Here is an 18,280-nt window from a genome sequence, read left to right on the forward strand (position 1 = left end):
GGCAGGTGCCCGCGTCCGAGCGGCGAACGCGGTGCGAAAGAGCGGGCGGCGCGGCCTCCCCGAGGAGACCGCGCCGCCCTCGTCATCAGGTGCGGTCCCGGCTGGGACGCTTGCCGTAACCGCCGGCGCGACCGCCCTGCTGCGGGGACCGCGGGCCGCCCTTGCGGTGCGGACGCGGCTTGTCCCGGTCCCGGCCCGGACGCGGACCGCGCCGCGCCAGCACCTCGCCGTCGGCCCGGCTGATCCGCAGACCACGACCGGCGACCTGGGTCTTGCTGAGCTTGCGCAGCATGTCCTCGGGCAGGTTCGCGGGCAGCTCGATCAGCGTGTGCTCGGCCCGGATGTCGATGTGCCCGATGTGCTTGCTGTGCAGGCCGCCCTCGTTGGCCAGCGCGCCGACCAGAGCGCTCGGCGTGACGCGGTTGCGGCGCCCGACCTCGACCCGGTAGGTGTCGGTGTCCGAACCGGCGGGCTCGTAGCCGCCGTCCCGGCCGCCGCGGCGGTTGTCCTGCGGTTCCGGCTCCAGCAGCAGCGGGCGGTCGCCCTGCACCATCGCGGCCAGCGCGGCGGCGATCTCCGCGGCGGGCACGTCGTGGGTGCGCTCGTACTCCTGGACCAGGTTGTGGAACAGCTCCAGGCCGCCCTTTTCCAGCGTCTCGGTGATGTCCTTGGCGAACCGCGCGAGCCGCTGGTCGTTGACGTCGTCGATGCTGGGCAGGTCCATCTGCTCGATGGACTGCCGGGTGGCCTTCTCGATGGAGCGCAGCATGTGGCGCTCCCGGGGGGACACGAACAGGATCGCCTCGCCGCTGCGCCCGGCCCGGCCGGTGCGGCCGATGCGGTGCACGTAGGACTCGCTGTCGTGCGGGATGTCGTAGTTCAGCACGTGCGAGATGCGCTCGACGTCGAGCCCGCGCGCCGCCACGTCGGTGGCCACGAGGATGTCGATGCGGCCTTCGCGCAGGTGACCGATGGTGCGCTCGCGCTGCGCCTGCGGCACGTCGCCGTTGATCGCCGAGGCGTTGAACCCGCGCGCCTTGAGCTTCTCGGCGAGTTCCTCGGTGATCTGCTTGGTGCGGGCGAACACGATCATCGCGTCGAAGCTCTGGACTTCGAGGATGCGGGTGAGCGCGTCCAGCTTGTACGGGCCGCGCACCGGCACGTACTTCTGGGTGATGTTGGTGGCCGTGGAGGTCTTGGTCTTGACCGAGATCTCCACCGGGTCGCGCAGGTACGACTGGCTGATCTTGCGAATCGCGCCGGGCATGGTCGCGGAGAACAGCGCGACCTGCCGCTGCTCGGGCACGGACTGCAGGATGCGCTCGACGTCCTCGATGAAGCCCATCCGCAGCATCTCGTCGGCCTCGTCGAGCACCAGGTGCTTGAGGTGGCGCAGGTTCAGCGAACCCTTGTCGAGGTGGTCGATGAGCCGGCCGGGGGTGCCGACGACGACGTGCGCGCCGCGCTTGAGGCCGGCGAGCTGCGGGCCGTAGCTCTGGCCGCCGTAGATCGGCAGCACGTTGAAGCCGGGCAGGTGCTTGGCGTAGCGCTGGAACGCCTCGGCGACCTGGATGGCCAGTTCGCGGGTCGGGGCGAGCACCAGGGCCTGCGGGCCGGAGCCGTTGAGGTCGATGTTGCTGAGGATGGGCAGCGCGAACGCGGCGGTCTTGCCGGTGCCGGTCTGCGCCAGGCCCATCACGTCGCGGCCTTCGAGCAGCGGCGGGATGGTCTGCGCCTGGATCGGCGAGGGGGTTTCGTAGCCGAGCTCGGCGACGACCTTGCGCACCAGCGGGTCGATGGCGAGCGCGTCGAAACCGCTCGGCTCGGCGGGAGCCTCGGGGTCCGTCGCGGCGGCCTGCTCGGACAGCGCGGACTCGACGGAGTCGACCGATGCGGCGGCCGCGTCGGCGGTCAGTTCGGCGGGCAGCTCGGTGCTCGCGTCGCCGGTCAGGACCTGTCCGGAAACTGCGTGATCGATTTGGGGCATGGGTGTAGCGGATCTCCTCGTTAGTGGTCGTCAGGGCTGAACCGGGATGCGTCACGGCCCTGCACCGACGTCCACTGCACGCGGCGATCGCAACAGTCAGGTCCGAACACAGCTCCGCGCCGTCGCCGTCTCTCAGGGCAGACGCGCGGTGCTGCTCGCGCATGTACAAGCCGCGCACACCTGGCACGCACACACACTGTTGCCAGTCACTCGCAGCTCGCTGTCTCAGCCAGACGCGGTGGAATTTTCCCCCGCGTCGTCGTCCAAGGGTAGCGATCACCTGTTCGCCACGGCGAACCCACCCGTGGCATCGGGACGAATCTCACCTGCGGCCGGTCACCCGCAGGCCTGCGGCCAGGTCGTTCCGGGTGAACAGGCGCACGTCCTGCCAGCCGCGCGGCGCCCGCCCGGACAGCAGCGCGCGATGCACCCGGTACGCGCGGTGCACGTGCAGCTGGAACGAGCGGCTGCGGATGAGCCTGCCGCGGGCGTGCTGCCCGGCGAGCGCCTCCTCCGGACCGACGTGCAGCCACACCAGGACCCGACGCCTGCCGCTGATCAGCGCGAACAGCACCATCATCAGGCGGGTCGTGGCGCGGGTGGACGGCTCGTGGGCGATCACCCTGCCGTCGGCGCGCAGGCAGAACCAGGCGATGCGGGTGCGGTGCAAGGCGTGCACCAGGGGCCGGTACCAGCGGTACGGGACCGCGGCGGGCAGCAGCTCCTTGAGCCGGGCGCGGACCTGCTCGGAGTCGAGCACGACGGTTCCCGGCGGGGCGATCAGCTTGTGCAGCAGGGTGCTCTTGCCCGCGCCGGGAAGCCCGGCCAGGACCACCAGGGTGCGGCGCGGGGTGCGCAAAGTGGGAATTGGCCCGCCGGACGCGGCGGACTCGTCCGAAATGTCCACGACGTGGCCAGGTTACGCGAAGCGGATCTTGGCCCGGGCGCGCGGGTGATCGCCGGAGAACAGATCTGGGGTGGCCCGCCCCCTCGTACGAGCCACCCCAGATCCCCCAGCCCCCTCTATCCCCATCCCCCTTGGAACTCCGGCGCCCCCGGCCCCCACCGGCTCCCCCGGAGTTCCTCCCTTTTCCCTCTTCCCCCAACGTCCCGGACCCGTGCTCTCCGGGCCCACTCCCCCAGGCTTCAGGCCCCGGGTCCCCTTCTCCCGGATTCCCCTGGCCCGCGCCGAAATGCGGTTACCCCGGATCCCTCCCCGTGCGGCGGGCGGGCCTCGCGGCCCGGGATCTTCGTTCACCTCGGCACGGGCTGAAGTCTGCCGCGATCGACGGCTCGGCAAGACCGTGAACCCCCGTGAGTGCGGCTGAGTAGAGATACGCATCCGGGCCCGGACACGACGAAGCCGGGCGCGGACCTGGTGGCCCGCGCCCGGCTTCGTCGTCGGCGTCGCGTCAGATCGCTTCGACGCCCGTCTCTCCGGTCCGCACCCGGACCACGGAGTCGACGGTGCTCACCCAGACCTTGCCGTCACCGACCTTGCCGGTGCGGGTCGCGGTGACGATGCCGTCGACGACCTGCTCGACGATCGCGTCGTCCACGAGCACCTCGACGCGGGCCTTCTCCACGAAGTCCACCGCGTACTCGGCCCCGCGGTAGACCTCGGTGTGGCCCTTCTGCCTGCCGTAGCCCTGCGCGTCGCTGACGGTCATGCCCAGCACGCCGAGCCGGCCCAGCTTGTCCTTCAACTCGTCCAGCTTGCTGGGCTGGATGATCGCGGTCACCAGCTTCATGCGTTGCTGCCCTCCAGCTTGCGATCGGCGTCGTCGGCGCGGACGGCCGGACGGCGGGCGGAGCGGCCGTCGCCGAAGTGGTAGGCGGATTCGGCGTGCTCGGTCTCGTCGATGCCTTCGGCCTCGTTCTCCGGCGTCGCCCGGAAGCCGACGACGGCCTTGACGATCCAGGCAAGCACGAGGCTGAGCACGAACGAGTAGGCGAACACCGCGACCGCGCCCACGGCCTGGCGCCACAGCTGGTCGAATCCGCCGCCGTAGAACAGCCCGTTGACCCCGGCGGGCGCCGCCTCGGAGGCGAAGAACCCGACCAGCAGGGTGCCGACGAGACCGCCGACGAGGTGCACGCCGACGACGTCGAGCGAGTCGTCGTAGCCGAGCTTGTACTTGAGGCTCAGCGCCAGCGCGCAGACCGCACCGGTGATGGCGCCGACGGCGATGGCGCCCAGCGGCGTCACCGACGAGCAGGCCGGGGTGATCGCGACCAGCCCGGCGATGATGCCCGAAGCGGCGCCGAGCGTGGTGGCGTGCCCGTCGCGCAGCCGCTCCACGAACAGCCAGCCGAGCATCGCCGCGCTGGTCGCCACGAGCGTGTTGACCAGCACCACGGCCGCGGAGTTGTCCGCGGCGAGCGCGGAACCGGCGTTGAAGCCGAACCAGCCGAACCACAGCAGACCGGCGCCGAGGACGACGAACGGCAGGTTGTGCGGCTTGCCGGTCTCCTTCGGCCAGCGGGCGCGCTTGCCGAGCACCAGCGCCAGCGCGAGCGCGGCGGCACCGGCGTTGATGTGCACCGCGGTGCCCCCGGCGAAGTCGACGGCGGCGAGCCGGTTGGCGATCCAGCCGCCGACGGCGGTCACGTTGCCCGCGTCGTCGGTCTCGTCGAACGCGAACACCCAGTGCGCGACCGGGAAGTACACGACGGTGGCCCACAGCGCGGCGAACAGCAGCCACGGGCCGAAGCGGGCCCGGTCGGCGATGGCGCCGGAGATGAGCGCGACCGTCAGGATCGCGAACATCGCCTGGAACCCGACGAACGCCAAGGTCGGGATGGTGCCGGAGAGCTGGTCCTCACCGAGCAGCTGGCCGAGCCCGAAGAACTCGGTGGGGTCGCCCAGCAGTCCGAGACCGCCGAGGTCCGTGCCGAAGGCGGTCGAGTACCCGAACAGCACCCACAGGACCCCGACGACCCCGATGCTGCCGAGGCTCATCATGATCATGTTGAGCACGCCGCGCGCACGCACCATGCCGCCGTAGAAGAAAGCCAGCCCTGGCGTCATGAGCAGCACCAGTGCGGCGCTGATCAGCACCCATGCGGTATCGCCTGAATTCACGTTGCCTCCCCGTGCGAACCGTGTTGGCCGCATCCTGGGAAATGCCTGTTTCAGGCGATCCGTTCGTTCGTTTCGCCGTCGTGAACTGTTCGGGTCTGCGTGTTACGGCGGGGTTCTGCGGTCACCGGGGTGTTACGAGCCCACCACCGACGGCACCGTGCGCGCCCGGCCCGCACCGGCGCCCGCCGCGGCTTCCGCGGCGCAGCACACCACCAGCAGGGCCAGCGGAATCGCCCAGCCGCCGGTGGCGCCGTGCAGCAGCCCGATGGCCAGCGGTCCGAGCGCGGCGATGAGGTATCCGGCGCCCTGCGCCATCCCCGACAGCGCCGCGGTGGTCTCGCTGTCCGGCGCGCGCAACCCGAACAAGGTCAGCGCGAGCCCGAACGACGCGCCCTGCGCCAAGCCCAGCAGCACCGTCGCCGCCCAGATCCCGGCCGCGCCCGGCGCGTGCAGCACCCCGGCGAACCCGGCCGCGGTCAGCACCGCGACGCTCACCGCGACCCACCGCTGATCCCGGAACCGCCGGCACAGCAGCGGCACCGTCAGCGAGCCGACGGCCTGCACCGCGGCCTGCACGCCGAGCACCAGGCCCGCGCTCTCCGGCGACAGGCCGCGGCTCTGCGCCATCGTGGGCAGCCACCCGAACACGACGTAGGCCATCAGCGACTGCAAGCCCATGAACACGGTGACCTGCCAGGCCAGCGGATCGCGCCACAGCTTCCCCGGGCTGATCGCGCGCTGGGTGGTCGTCGTCCCGCGCAGCGCGAACGCGGTCAGCAGCAGCGCCAGCAGCACCGGAACCGCCAGCAGCCCCAGCGGCCAGCGCCACTCCGAGCCCAGCGCCCGGCCGAGCGGAACGACGGCGCTCGCCGCGGTGGCGCCGCCGAGCGTCAGGCACATCGTGTAGAGCGCGGTCACGCCCGGCACGCGGCTCGGGAAGTCCCGCTTGATCAGTCCGGGCAGCGCCACGTTGGCCACCGCGATGCCCGCGCCGACGACGATGGTGCCGCCCAGCAACGCCTGCACCGATCCGCCCGCGCGCAGCAGGTTGCCGATCAGCAGCACCACGAGGCAGCCCACCAGCACCCGCTCGTCGCCGAAGCGCTGCCGCAGCCGCGGCGCCACGAAGGCGAACACTCCCAGGCACACCACCGGGAGCGTGGTCAGCACCCCGCCGAATGCGGTGGACAGCCCCAGGTCCGCCAAGATCCGGTCCAGCACCGGCGCCACGGCCGTCACCGGCGGCCGCAGCGCCAACGCCACCAGAACGACCAGCACCAACGTGCCGACCGCGAACCGCTCCGCCCGCTCGCCCGTCATAGCCACGCCGGACAGTGGACCACATACATGGGATGATCAGACGGCCCGGTGAGCCACCGGACCCGGCCCGTGCCGGAATCCCTCCCGGATGAGCATTCGTCCCGGATCGTTGATCGAATCCAGGGGCCTGGCGACGCGAACCGGCCCGAGCCCGTGCCCCTTCGATCGACTCGTCCGACGGGTTCCGGAAGATCGGCCGGATCAGGTGGCGATCCGGCCGATCCGGAACTCACACGCTCCAGTACCAGGAGCTCGCGCCGTAGTCGTACTCGGCGCGGCTGTCGACGTGGGTGAACGTGTCGTAGCGGATGATGCCGGAGAAACCGGAGGTCTGGGCGTACCCGATGGTGTCGCCGACGCCCTGCCCGCTGATCACGACGTCCGCGGCGATGCCGTAGGTGTGCTGGCTGTTGGGGACGCCGCCGACGCTCTCGTTGTGCGCGAGGCTGCGGAACCCGGAGTTGACGGTGATCGCGGCGTCACCGGCCTTGGTGCGAACCGCTTCGAGCTTGTACATCAAGCGCCGCACGTTCTCCTGGACCGTGCTCGCGTCGACGTTGCCGCTGCCGAATCCGGCACCGTCCTTCGATTCGAACTCGGCGAAGTCGAAGTGGGCGGTGGAGCCGTCGGAGTCCTCCAGCGCGTTCAACGCGTCCTGCGTCGGCGTGTCCACGACACCGCTCGCCGACAGCCCGTAGGCGCTCTGGAAGCGGGACACCGCCGCCTTCGTACCCGGACCGAACTGCCCGTCCACGGCCACGTTCGTCTTCGACGCCTCGTCGGCCGCCCAGCCCGCCACCCGGATCTGGAGCTCCTGGACGTCGTCGCCGCTGTCGCCCTCCTGCAGCTGCCGGGTCCACGAGTAGGCCGCCGCCTCGGGCGCGGCCACCGCCGACACCCCGGCCACCACCAGGAGTGCGACCGCCACCGCAGCGCACAGCCGCACCGGTGCCGCCAGCACCGATCTGATCCGCTCTCCGCCCATTGATCCGCCCCTTCAGCACGTGCCGCGGAACCGGTCCGCGGCCTCGTCAGAACGGCCAGATCATGTCCGGAACCAACCGGACGGAACAGACATGTCGCAAATTGCTCACCACCCGTTCGCCGAACGGCACTACGAGCGAAAGGCACACGGGACCCGCGCAGCGGAATGCGAGCAGCACCCCCTGATCACCGTCTTGTCAGCGGCGAAGCCGCTGAGCAGTGACCACCAAAGCAAGAAGACCACCGGCGGGTTCTCAGCTGCTTCCTCGCGAGGACAGCTTTTTCCCTCGTGGCGGAGCCACTTGGGAAAAAGATCCCGCAGCGAGGAAGCAGCTGAGGTTCCGCTAAGCGACCACCTACGAAGGCCGAAACTCACCCAAGCAACGCATCAACGAAGGCGGCGGGTTCGAAGGGGGCCAGGTGGTCCGGCCCCTCGCCGAGGCCGACGAGCTTCACCGGCACGCCCAGCTCGCGCTGCACCTGGAAGACGATGCCGCCCTTCGCGGTGCCGTCGAGCTTCGTCAGCACGATGCCGGTCACGTCCACCACTTCGGAGAACACCCGCGCCTGCACCATGCCGTTCTGGCCGGTGGTGGCGTCGAGCACCAGCAGCACCTCGTCGACCTGGGCGCGCTTCTCCACGACGCGCTTGACCTTGCCGAGCTCGTCCATCAGCCCGGACTTGGTGTGCAACCGGCCGGCGGTGTCCACCAGCACGGCGTCCACGCCGGCGTCGGTGGCGCGGGAGACCGATTCGAACGCGACGCTCGCCGGGTCCTGGCCTTCGTTGCCGCGCACCACTTCGGCACCGACCCGCTCACCCCAGGTGGCGAGCTGTTCGACGGCGGCGGCGCGGAACGTGTCGGCCGCGCCGAGCAGCACCTTGTGGCCGTCGGCGACGAGCACCCGCGCCAGCTTGCCGGTGGTGGTGGTCTTGCCGGTGCCGTTGACGCCGACGACCAGCAGCACCGCGGGCTTGCCGCCGTCGGCGGGGTCGCCGTGCGGCAGCGCGCGCACGGAACGCGGTGCTTCGGTGCTCAACGCGTCGATGAGCACTTCGCGCAGCAGCGCCCGCGCGTCCTCCGGGGTGCGCACGCCGCGCGAGGCGATCTCGGTGCGCAGCCGCTCGACGATCTCCGTGGTGGTGGCCGAGCCCAGGTCGGCCATCAGCAGGGTGTCCTCGACCTCTTCCCAGGAGTCCTCGTCCAGGTCGCCCGCGCCCAGCAGGCCCAGCAGGCCCTGGCCGAACGTGGAGCGGGAGCGGGAGAGCCTGCCGCGCAGCCGTTCCAGCCTGCCCGCGGTCGGCTCGATCTCCTCGATCTCGGTGGCCGGCTCGGCCGTCGCGGGTTCCGGTTCCGGAGGGGCCGTGGTGCGGTCCTGCTCGGGCACCTCGGCGGGCGGGGCGGTGGTGTCCTCGACCTGGTCCACCGCCGTCGCGGCGTCGGTCCCGGTCGTGCGGTCCTCGGCGGGCTCGGCCGTGGTCGCCGGGTCCTCGGTGGTCGCGGGCTGCTCGCGGGGAGTGCCGGTCTCCGCCTCGACCTCGGCTTCGGTGGGCAGCGGCACGTCGACGATGCCGCGCTTGGCGCTGTCCCTCGGTTCGGCGGCGTCGTCACCGACTCCGGGCTGCCCTTCGGTCTCCGGTCGTTGCTCGACCGGGTGTTCCGGCGGCGCCGTCGCGGTCGCGCCGCTGGAGAAGCTGAAGCCACCGCCCGCCTGGTAGCCGCCGCCCTGCACCGCCGGGCGCTCGGCCTCCTGCTCGCGCAGGCTGATGCGGCGCCTCCGGGCGAGCACGATGCCGGTGACCACGGCCAGCACCAGCACCACGGCGACGACAACGGCGATCAGAATCAGGTTCGAGGTGGACACGCACCCCATCCTCGCACCCGCTCGGAGCAGCGGCGGAGCAACCCCAAGGTGGGCGATTCACCAACAATGGCAGAAACGCGCTTGCATCCCCCAGCCCGGTGCAATACACCACTGTGCATGTCCTCTTGGCGGGTTCTCGGCCTGATCTCGGGCACGTCGATGGACGGCATCGACATCGCCGTCGCCGAGCTGAGCACGTCCGGCGACGGCACGGCGCGGCTGCGGCCGTGCGGCTCCACCGAGGTCGCCTACCCCGCCGAGCTGCGGCGGCGGCTGCTGGCCGCGCTGCCCCCGGCGCACCTCGACGCGCGGGAGTTCTGCGTGCTCGACACCGAGGTCGGCCGCGCCTTCGCCGACGCGGCCCGCCACGGCATCGCCGAGTTCGGCGACGTCGACCTGATCGCCTCGCTCGGGCAGACGCTCTACCACTGGGTCGAGGACGGGCGGGCGCGCGGCACCACGCAGCTCGGCCAGCCCGCGTGGATCGCGGAAGCGACCGGCCTCCCCGTCATCGCGGACCTGCGCGCTCGCGACGTCGCCGCGGGCGGGCACGGCGCACCGCTGGCCGGGGTGCTCGACGCGCTGTGGCTCGCCGACCGGCCGGGGCCGTCGATCGCGCTGAACATCGGCGGCATCGCCAACATCACCGTCGTCGGCGGACCCGAACCGCTCGCCTACGACACCGGGCCGGGCAACGCGCTGCTGGACGCCGCGGCAACCCGGGTGACGGACGGCGCGACCGCCAGCGACGTCGGCGGCCTGATCGCCGCCGACGGCCGGGTGCACCGGCGGCTGCTGGAGCGGCTGCTGGCCGACGACTACTACCGAGCGGAGCCGCCGAAGTCGACCGGCAAGGAGCACTTCGGCGCCGACTACCTGGACTCGGCGGTGCGCGAGGTGGACATCAGCGGGCCGGACCTGCTGGCGACGCTGACGGAGCTCACCGCCACCACCATCGCCGACGCCTGCCACCGCCACGGCCCCCGCGAGGTCATCGCCTCCGGCGGCGGCGTCCACAACCCGACGCTGATGGCGGCGCTGCGCGATCGGTTGCGGGACGTCGCGCTCCACGTCAGCGACGACCTCGGCCTGCCCGCGGCGGGCAAGGAGGGCTACCTGACCGCGCTGCTGGGCTGGTTGACCTGGAACGGGCTGCCCGGCAACGTCCCCGGAACCACCGGCGCCGACGGCCCCCGGCTGCTCGGCGCGATCACCCCCGGAGCCCGGCCGCTGCGGCTGCCGGAACCGGCGAGCGAACCCGTGCACCGCCTGCGCATCACCCACACCACGACTCCCCTGGAGGCCGAATGAGGTCCATCGATCTCATCGTGATCGGGCTGTACCTGGTCGCGATGCCGCTGCTGGGCCTGCTGCTCAGCGGGCGGCAGCGCAGCTCGCAGGAGTACTTCGTCGGCAGCCGCACCCTGCCGTGGTGGGCGGTGTGCTTCTCGGTGGTCGCCACCGAGACCTCCACGCTGACCGTGATCAGCGTGCCGACGGTGGCCTACCTCGGCACGTTCACCTACCTGCAGCTGGCCATCGGCTACCTCATCGGCCGCGTCATCGTCGCGTTCGTGCTGCTGCCCAAGTACTACGCCGGGAACCTGGTGAGCGCCTACGAGTTCCTCGGGCAGCGCTTCGGGTCCGGGCTGCAGGGCACCGCCTCGGTCACCTTCCTGATCACCCGGTTGCTCGCGGACGGCCTGCGGCTGTTCGCCACCGCGATCCCGGTGAAGGTGATGCTGGAGGTGTTCGGGGTCAGCGTCTCGTACTGGCAGATCGTGCTGGCGCTGTCGGTGCTGACCGTGATCTACACCTACTTGGGCGGGATCAAGGCCGTCGTGTGGGTCGATGCGATCCAGATGTTCGTCTACGTGGCCGGGGCGATCCTGGCGGCGGTCGTGCTCAACGGGCGGCTGTCCGGCGACTGGTTCTCCACCGCGTTGCAGGAGGGCAAGTTCCAGGTCCTCGACTTCGGGTCCTCGATCGTCACCGAGCAGTACGCGTTCTTCACCGCCGTCATCGGTGGCGCGGTGTTCGCGATGGCCTCGCACGGCGCCGACCAACTGATGGTGCAGCGGCTGCTGTCCTGCCGGAACCTGCGCGACAGCCAGCTCGCGCTGATCGCCAGCGGCGTCGTGGTGGCGTTGCAGTTCGGGCTGTTCCTGTTCATCGGCACCCAGCTGTGGTCGTTCTACAAGGGCGCGGACCCCTCGGCGCTGGGCATGGGCAGCGATGACGAGCTGTTCCCCCGGTTCATCGTGAACGAGCTGCCGGTGGGCGTGTCCGGCCTGCTGATCGCGGGCATCCTGGCGGCGGCGATGAGCACCTTGTCGTCCTCGTTGAACTCGCTGTCCACCTCCACGGTCAGCGACCTGTACCGGCGCATCGGCCGGCGCGACGTGGACGACGCGAGCGTGCTGCGGCTCGGCAAGGTCTGGACGCTGATCTGGGCGCTGGTGTTCGTGGTGTTCGCGTCGCTGTTCAGCAGCACCGACAACCCGGTGGTGGAGATCGGGTTGAGCATCGCCAGCTACACCTACGGCGCGCTGCTCGGCGCGTTCCTGCTGGGGCTGCTGGTGAAGCGGGCGCGGCAGACCGACGCGATCATCGCGTTCGTCTCGACGCTGGTGGTGGTGCTCGTGCTGGCGTTCGGGGTGACGTTCCCGGACGGCGAGGGCGGCGAGGCGTCGCTGGCGTTCCCGTGGTTCACGCCGGTCGGCGTGCTCGTCACGCTGCTCGTCGGCGGCCTGCTGTCGTTGCGCCACCCGGCGCCGCCGGCGGCGGAGAAGACCGCGGCGACCGCCGAGTCCGCTTGACCGGTGCGGCTCGCGGACCCCGCCCTGCCTGGGCGAACGGTCCGCGAGCCGCTCCTTGATCACGTGTGGCTGTTATTAGCCGCTGCCGCACCGCGATGTGATCATCGAGCGGTCAGGAGAGCATCATCGGCAGCGAGAAGATCAGCAGGCAGAGCACGAACCACGCGATCATGAGGCCCACGACCAGCCGGACGTTCGGCGTCGACTGCGGAACCGGGCCGATCGCGCCGGCGCCGAAGGCCACCATCGGAGGCTTGTAGTACGCCTCGATCTGCTGGCCCGCGTTCACCGGGATCACCGCGGTGGCCGAACCGAACTTCCACAGGTAGTTGACGTGCACCTCGATCTGGTGCTGCCCCGGCGGCAGGTCGATCACCGTGCGGCCCCAGACCGCGGGCGGGCCCGGCTGGCCGTTGATCGTCACGCCCGGCTTGAACAACGCCAGCATGAACGCGAGCGGCGTGTACGACGAGTCCAGCACCACCCGTCCCATCCCGGCGGGCGGCGGGCCGAGCGGCTGCGGCATGCCGGGAGCCTGCTGCGGCGGCCCGGGAGGCGGGTACCCCTGCGGCATCGGCTGGCCGGGCTGCGGATAGGGCTGCTGCGGCATCGGTCCGGAGCCGGGGTATGGCTGCTGAGCCATCGGACCGGAACCGGGGTAAGGCTGCTGCGGCATCGGACCAGAGCCCGGGTAGGGCTGTTGCGGCATGGGCCCGGAACCCGGGTACGGCTGAGCCATCGGGCCCGGGTACGGCGATCCCGCGTACGGCTGCGGCATCGGGCCGGAACCAGGGTGGGGCTGCTGGGCCGCGGGTTCCGGGGCCGGGTAGCTCGGCTGCGGCAGGCCCGATCCCTGGTAGGGCTGCGGCGGCGGACCGGAGTACGGCTGCGGGAACGGCCCGGAGGCGGGATTCTGCTGCGCCCCGGACCAGTCGGGAGGCGGCACCGGTTGCCCGGCCTGGGGGTGCGGCTGACCCGGTTGCGGGCCGTACGGCTGAGACAAGGTGGCCTCCTGGGGGGCACGAAGAACGCGACGCACACCGTAATGCCCGCGTCCGTTCCGCCTAGTCCCGCCCCGAGAGCAACCGCCCCGTCGCCCGATACGGCTGTGGACAACCCCTCCCGCTGTGGACAACTCGCGCAATGTCGCGAGAAATTGACGTCCCGCGCCGCGCCGATATGCCGCACCGGCACCGAAAAACCTCGATGACCAGCGATTCCTCTTCCCAACCCTCGCCACTTCATGATCATGGTCGGTTCAATTTCGCGAGAAATTGCGGGGCGTCATCCGGGTGAGCGGTGCGGGGGCGTTCGCGGCTCCGTGCAGGTGAGCTCCGACGGCCCGGGGTGCGGGCCGCCGGGTCACCGGGTGCACGGGATCAGGTGCCGTCGCGGTCGGAGTCGGCGGAGAGCACGATCGAGGCGAGGTGCCCGTCGCCGTCGGGGACGACCTTGAGCAGCATGGCCTCCTCGAAGATCGAGTCGCCGTCGTTGAACGTGTCCCGCCCGGTGTGCGCGGCGTAGGGCTGCTGGGAGAACACCGCCGAGTTGAGCTTCTCGTCGAACATGAGCTGGCTGGTCAGCACCCGCTCGTTGCTGACGTGGACCATCACGTGGACGTGCACGGTGCGGCCCCGGTACCAGCCGGGCCAGATGGTGGTGAACTCGACGACGCCCTCGGCGTTGCTGACCTGGGCTCCGCGCAGGTAGCGCTCGTCGTCGGTGGGCACCAGGTCCTGATCGCCCCCGCCGGGAGGCCGGTCACCACCGCCGGGCGGCGGTCCGGGCGGGGTGCCGCCGCCACCGGAGGACTGGTCCTCGGCGCCGGAGTAGAGCCCGGCCGCATCGCAGTGCCAGATCTCCACGACGGCTCCGGGCAGCGCCGCGCACGTCTCGCTGTCCTGCACCTTCAGCGCGAGCCGCAGCCGCACGCCCTGCCGGTCCTCGCGGATGTCGCTGCGGATCTTGTCGGCGTCGAAGTAGTACGGGCCCTGGGTGGTGTCGGGGGTGAGGGTGCAGGTGTTGGTGCCGGCGAACAGGTCCGCGGCCTCGGTGGCGGTCTGCGGCGTGACCGATGCGCTCTCCCCGGTGGAGGTGGTGACGGTCGTGCTGCCGCCCGCCTGCGATCCGCACGCGGCGAGCAACGTGCCCAACCCGATGGAACCGACCCCGGCGAACACGGAGCGCCTGCTCACCCGCTGACCTTCGTGGTGGTCTGACATGCCGCCCTCTCTCGCAGTCTCGTACTGGGAACGGGACCGAAGTTAGAGCCGGAACGTGCGAGGAACCTGAACGCCCGCTGCGAGATCCGCGTGCGCGGGCCGCCGATCAGCCGGTGGCCGGACCGTCCGGCGCGTCGCCGTCCCCGGCCGGAGCGCCGTCCCCGACCCGAGCGTCGCCCTCGACCGGAGCGCCGTCCCCGACCGGAGCGTCGGCCGCGACCGCGGCGCCGGGAACCGGTTCCTCCTGGGCCGACGTCGCCGCCGCGTCCACCGGAACCTCGCCGTCGGCGACCGCTTCCGGCGCGGGGCCTTCCCCGGAGGCCTTGCCCTTCGACCCGCGCAGCCGCTGCGAGATGACCGTGGTGATGCCGTCGCCGCGCATGCTCACGCCGTAGAGCGCGTCGGCGATCTCCATCGTCGGCTTCTGGTGCGTGATGATCAGCAGCTGCGAGGTGCTGCGCAGCTGGTCGAGCAGGATGATCAGCCGCCGCAGGTTGGTGTCGTCGAGCGCGGCCTCCACCTCGTCGAGCACGTAGAACGGCGACGGCCGCGCCCGGAAGATCGACACCAGCATGGCGACGGCGGTCAGCGACTTCTCCCCGCCGGACAGCAGCGACAGGCGCTTGACCTTCTTGCCCGGCGGACGCGCCTCCACTTCGATGCCGGTGGTGAGCATGTCGTCCGGGTCGGTGAGCACCAGGCGGCCGTCACCGCCGGGGAACAGCACCGAGAAGACCTTCTCGAATTCGGCGGCCACGTCGTGGAAAGCGGACTGGAAGACCTCCAGGATCTTCTCGTCGACCTCCTTCACGACGTCCAGCAGGTCGCGGCGGGTGGACTTGATGTCCTCCAGCTGCGTGGACAGGAACCGGTAGCGCTCCTCCAGCGCCGCGTACTCCTCCAGCGCCAGCGGGTTGACCTTCCCCAGCAGCGACAGGTCCTTCTCGGCGCGCTTGGCGCGGCGTTCCTGGGTGCCGCGGTCGTAGGGCACCGAGGGCGGCATGGTGACTTCCTCGCCGCGTTCCTTCGCCGCCTCGTACTCGGCGACTTCGGCGGGGCTCGGCGGCACGGGCACCGTCGGGCCGTACTCCTCGGCGAGGTCGTCGAGGCCGATCCCGAAATCTTCGATGATCTTCGATTCGAGCTGTTCGATGCGCAGCCGCTGCTCGGCGCGCACCACTTCGTCCCGGTGCACCGCGTCGGTGAGCTTCTCCAGCTCGCCGCTGAGTTCCCGCACCCGCGCGCGCACCGCGCCGAGCGCCTGCTCGTGCTCGCTCTGCAGCGCCTGCGCGGTGTCGCGCTCCTCGGTGGCCGCGCGCAGCGAGGCGGCGATCCGCTCCAGGGCGGTCTCGGCGCCGTCGATCACGGCCTTCGCGACGCGGGCGCCGCGTTCCCTGGCCTGGCGGGCCGCTTCCGCGCGGGCGCGGGCCTCGCGCTCCTGGCGGGCGGCGCGGCGCAGCTGGTCGGCGCGGCCCTGCACCGCTCGGGCGCGTTCCTCGGCGGTGCGCTGGCCGAGGCGGGCGTCCATCTCCTCCTGGCGCAGCGTGCCGAGTTCGCCGCCGAGCCGGTCGCGCAGCTCGGTGTCCGGTTCGGCCTGCTCCTCCTGCTCGTTCTTGACGGCGGCCAGCCGCTCCTCCAGTTCCGCCAGCGAGGACAGCGCCTGCTCGCGGGACTGCTCGACCTTCGCGCGCTGCTGGCGCACCCGCTCCACCTCGGCGGTCGCCGACTGGGCTGCTTTACGCAGGCTGGAGACGCGTTCGGAGCTGCGGGCCGCGGCGACCTTGGCCTCGTTGATCTGCTCCTGCACGACGCGTACCTCGTCGCGGCGGGCCTGTTCCTCGGCGCGGGCGCCTTCGAGCGCGGCGGAGTGCTGCTCCAGGCGGCGTCCGGCGGCGGCGTGCTCCTGCTCGGCTTCGGCGACCGCGGCCTGCACCTCGATGACGCTCTGGCCGTCGTCGGAGCCACCGGTCGCCCAGTGCCCGCCGAGCACGTCGCCGTCGCGCGTCACGGCCCGCACCTCGGGGTGCGCGCGCACGACCGCGCGGGCGGCGGGGAGGTCGTCGACGACCGCCATCCGGTCCAGCGCCGTGGTCACCGCGGCGCGCAGCCCGTCCGGTGCGCGCACCAGGTCGGCCGCCCAGCGCGCCCCGTCCGGCAGCGTCGGCCAGCTCGACCGGTCGGCTTGCGCGGTGCCGCCGACCAGCACCCCGGCTTTGCCCGCCGCGTCGGTCTTGAGCAGTTCGAGCGCGCTGACCGCGTCGTCGACTCCGGTGACCGCCACCGCGTCGGCGACGGCACCGAGCGCGGCGGCCAGCGCGGCCTCCGCCCCGGCGTCCACGGTCAGCAGCGCGGCGACCGATCCGAGCAGGCCCGGCACCTTGTCGCCCGCGGCCAGCAGCGCACCGGCGCCGTCCTTGCGGTTGAGGCCCATCGACAGCGCTTCGACGCGAGCCTGCCAGGACGCGATCTCGCGTTCCGCGGTCCGCTCGGCCTTGACCAGTTCCTCGACGCGGGAGCGGGCGGCGTCCCTGGCCGCGGCTGCGTTGGCCTGGCGGTCGTGCAGCCCGGCGTCGTCGGATTCCTGCCCGCCGCTTTCGGCTTCGGCGTCGGCGAACGCGGATTCGGCGACCTCGGCGCGCTCCTGCGATTCGGCCAGCGACGTCGACAGCCGTTCCAGCTCGTCGGAGGTGGCGCCCGCCTTGCTGCGCATCGACTCGACCTGGCCGGACAGCCGCGCGACGCCCTCGCGCCGGTCGGCGATGGCGCGGACCGCGGCCATGTGCTCGCGTTCGGCCTCCTTGAGCTGCGATTCCAGCTCGGAACGCCGCCGCACCACGTCGCCGAGGGTCTCGCGGGCGCGCTCGACCTCTTCGCGCAGCTCGATCTCCTGCTCGGCGGCCTCTTCCGCTTCGGCGTCGAGCTGGTCGGGGTCGCGCCCGCTGCGCTGCTCGGTGTTCTGCGCGGTGAGGTGCTTGTGCCGTTCGGCGGCGAGCCGCAGCGTGCCGTGCAGCCGCTCTTCCAGCGCGGACAGGCGGTACCAGGTGTCCTGCGCGCGGTTGAGGCGCGGCGCGTCGGCGGCGACCTTCTCCTCCAGCCCCTTCTCCTCGGACTGGGCGAACTGCAGGCCGCGTTCGACCTCGGCGCGCTTGGTCTTGGCCTCTTCCTGGTCGGCCTGGTCGCGGGCCAGTTCGGCGCGGGAGGACAGCAGGTCGTCGGCGATCAGCCGCAGCCGCGCGTCCCGCAGGTCGGCCTGCACGGTCTGCGCCTTGCGCGCGATCTCGGCCTGCTTGCCGAGCGGTTTGAGCTGGCGGCGCAGCTCGCCGGTGAGGTCGGTCAACCGCGTCAGGTTGGCCTGCATCGCGTCGAGCTTGCGCAGCGCCTTTTCCTTGCGCTTGCGGTGCTTGAGCACGCCCGCGGCCTCTTCGACGAGCCTGCGGTGCTCGTCGGGCTTGGCCTGCAGGATCGACGCGAGCTGGCCCTGGCCGACGATGACGTGCATCTCGCGGCCGATGCCGGAGTCCGACAGCAGTTCCTGCACGTCCATCAGGCGGCAGCCGTTGCCGTTGATCTCGTACTCGCTGGCGCCGTCGCGGTACATCCGGCGGGTGATCGAGACTTCGGTGTACTCGATGGGCAGCGCGCCGTCGGCGTTGTCGATGGTGAGCGTGACCTCGGCGCGGCCCAGCGGGGCGCGGCCGGAGGTGCCGGCGAAGATGACGTCCTCCATCTTGCCGCCGCGCAGGTCCTTGGCCCCCTGCTCGCCCATCACCCAGCGCAGCGCGTCGAGCACGTTGGACTTGCCGGAGCCGTTGGGCCCGACCACGCAGGTGATGCCGGGTTCGAAGCGCAGCGTGGTGGCCGAGGCGAAGGATTTGAACCCTTTGAGCGTCAGGCTCTTCAAGTGCACGGCTGCGATCGACCTTTCCGCGAGTGCTGCCTGCGTGCGGCGTTCGGCAGAGCGTACCCGCCGCGATGTTCACCACCTCGCAGAACCGCG

12 protein-coding genes are annotated in these 18,280 nt (G+C 71.6%); 2 read left to right on the forward strand and 10 right to left on the reverse strand.

Annotation, left to right across the window (positions count from 1 at the left end):
* Positions 1 to 85: 85 nt before the first annotated feature.
* The 7 genes from BJ969_RS22290 to ftsY all read right to left on the reverse strand — a co-directional run bounded on the left by BJ969_RS22290 (position 86) and on the right by ftsY (position 9,251).
* Positions 86 to 1,987, reverse strand: a complete 1,902-nt coding sequence (locus tag BJ969_RS22290; RefSeq protein WP_221315912.1) for a DEAD/DEAH box helicase — start codon at positions 1,985 to 1,987, stop codon at positions 86 to 88.
* Between the two features lie 322 nt (positions 1,988 to 2,309).
* The gene (locus BJ969_RS22295; RefSeq protein ID WP_184481733.1) at positions 2,310 to 2,894 is read right to left on the reverse strand and encodes an AAA family ATPase; all 585 of its coding nucleotides are present in this window, start codon (positions 2,892 to 2,894) and stop codon (positions 2,310 to 2,312) included.
* Between the two features lie 505 nt (positions 2,895 to 3,399).
* Positions 3,400 to 3,738 (reverse strand): P-II family nitrogen regulator, encoded by a 339-nt coding sequence (locus tag BJ969_RS22300; protein ID WP_184481735.1) that lies wholly within the window; start codon positions 3,736 to 3,738, stop codon positions 3,400 to 3,402.
* Positions 3,735 to 5,072: an ammonium transporter gene (locus BJ969_RS22305; RefSeq protein ID WP_184481737.1), complete on the reverse strand. Its 1,338-nt coding sequence runs from the start codon at positions 5,070 to 5,072 to the stop codon at positions 3,735 to 3,737. Before BJ969_RS22305 ends, BJ969_RS22300 begins: the two co-directional genes overlap by 4 nt.
* Before the next feature lie 132 nt (positions 5,073 to 5,204).
* Positions 5,205 to 6,392, reverse strand: coding sequence for a CynX/NimT family MFS transporter (locus BJ969_RS22310; protein ID WP_184485646.1), 1,188 nt, complete (start codon positions 6,390 to 6,392; stop codon positions 5,205 to 5,207).
* A gap of 229 nt (positions 6,393 to 6,621) precedes the next feature.
* Positions 6,622 to 7,377 carry a D-Ala-D-Ala carboxypeptidase family metallohydrolase gene (locus tag BJ969_RS22315; protein ID WP_184481739.1) on the reverse strand — a complete coding sequence of 252 codons (756 nt, stop codon included), beginning with the start codon at positions 7,375 to 7,377 and terminating at the stop codon, positions 6,622 to 6,624.
* 371 nt (positions 7,378 to 7,748) lie between these two features.
* Positions 7,749 to 9,251, reverse strand: a complete 1,503-nt coding sequence (ftsY, locus tag BJ969_RS22320; RefSeq protein ID WP_184481741.1) for a signal recognition particle-docking protein FtsY — start codon at positions 9,249 to 9,251, stop codon at positions 7,749 to 7,751.
* Between the two features lie 108 nt (positions 9,252 to 9,359).
* Here ftsY and BJ969_RS22325 point away from each other — a divergent pair, with 108 nt between their 5' ends.
* Both BJ969_RS22325 and BJ969_RS22330 read left to right on the forward strand, forming a co-directional pair.
* Positions 9,360 to 10,553, forward strand: coding sequence for an anhydro-N-acetylmuramic acid kinase (locus tag BJ969_RS22325; RefSeq protein WP_184481743.1), 1,194 nt, complete (start codon positions 9,360 to 9,362; stop codon positions 10,551 to 10,553).
* On the forward strand, positions 10,550 to 12,061 hold the full coding sequence (locus BJ969_RS22330) for a sodium:solute symporter (protein ID WP_184481745.1): 1,512 nt from the start codon (positions 10,550 to 10,552) through the stop codon (positions 12,059 to 12,061). Before BJ969_RS22325 ends, BJ969_RS22330 begins: the two co-directional genes overlap by 4 nt.
* Positions 12,062 to 12,173: 112 nt before the next feature.
* Here BJ969_RS22330 and BJ969_RS22335 read toward each other — a convergent pair whose 3' ends face one another.
* The 3 genes from BJ969_RS22335 to smc form a co-directional block, all read right to left on the reverse strand.
* On the reverse strand, positions 12,174 to 13,064 hold the full coding sequence (locus BJ969_RS22335) for a hypothetical protein (RefSeq protein WP_184481746.1): 891 nt from the start codon (positions 13,062 to 13,064) through the stop codon (positions 12,174 to 12,176).
* A 376-nt stretch (positions 13,065 to 13,440) separates the two neighbouring features.
* On the reverse strand, positions 13,441 to 14,256 hold the full coding sequence (locus BJ969_RS22340) for a peptidase associated/transthyretin-like domain-containing protein (protein ID WP_343071543.1): 816 nt from the start codon (positions 14,254 to 14,256) through the stop codon (positions 13,441 to 13,443).
* 133 nt (positions 14,257 to 14,389) lie between these two features.
* Complete coding sequence (gene smc, locus BJ969_RS22345) at positions 14,390 to 18,190, reverse strand: chromosome segregation protein SMC (RefSeq protein ID WP_184481750.1); 3,801 nt, start codon at positions 18,188 to 18,190, stop codon at positions 14,390 to 14,392.
* Between the last annotated feature and the right edge of the window lie 90 nt (positions 18,191 to 18,280).

This window comes from Saccharopolyspora gloriosae, assembly GCF_014203325.1.
Lineage (GTDB): Bacteria > Actinomycetota > Actinomycetes > Mycobacteriales > Pseudonocardiaceae > Saccharopolyspora_C > Saccharopolyspora_C gloriosae.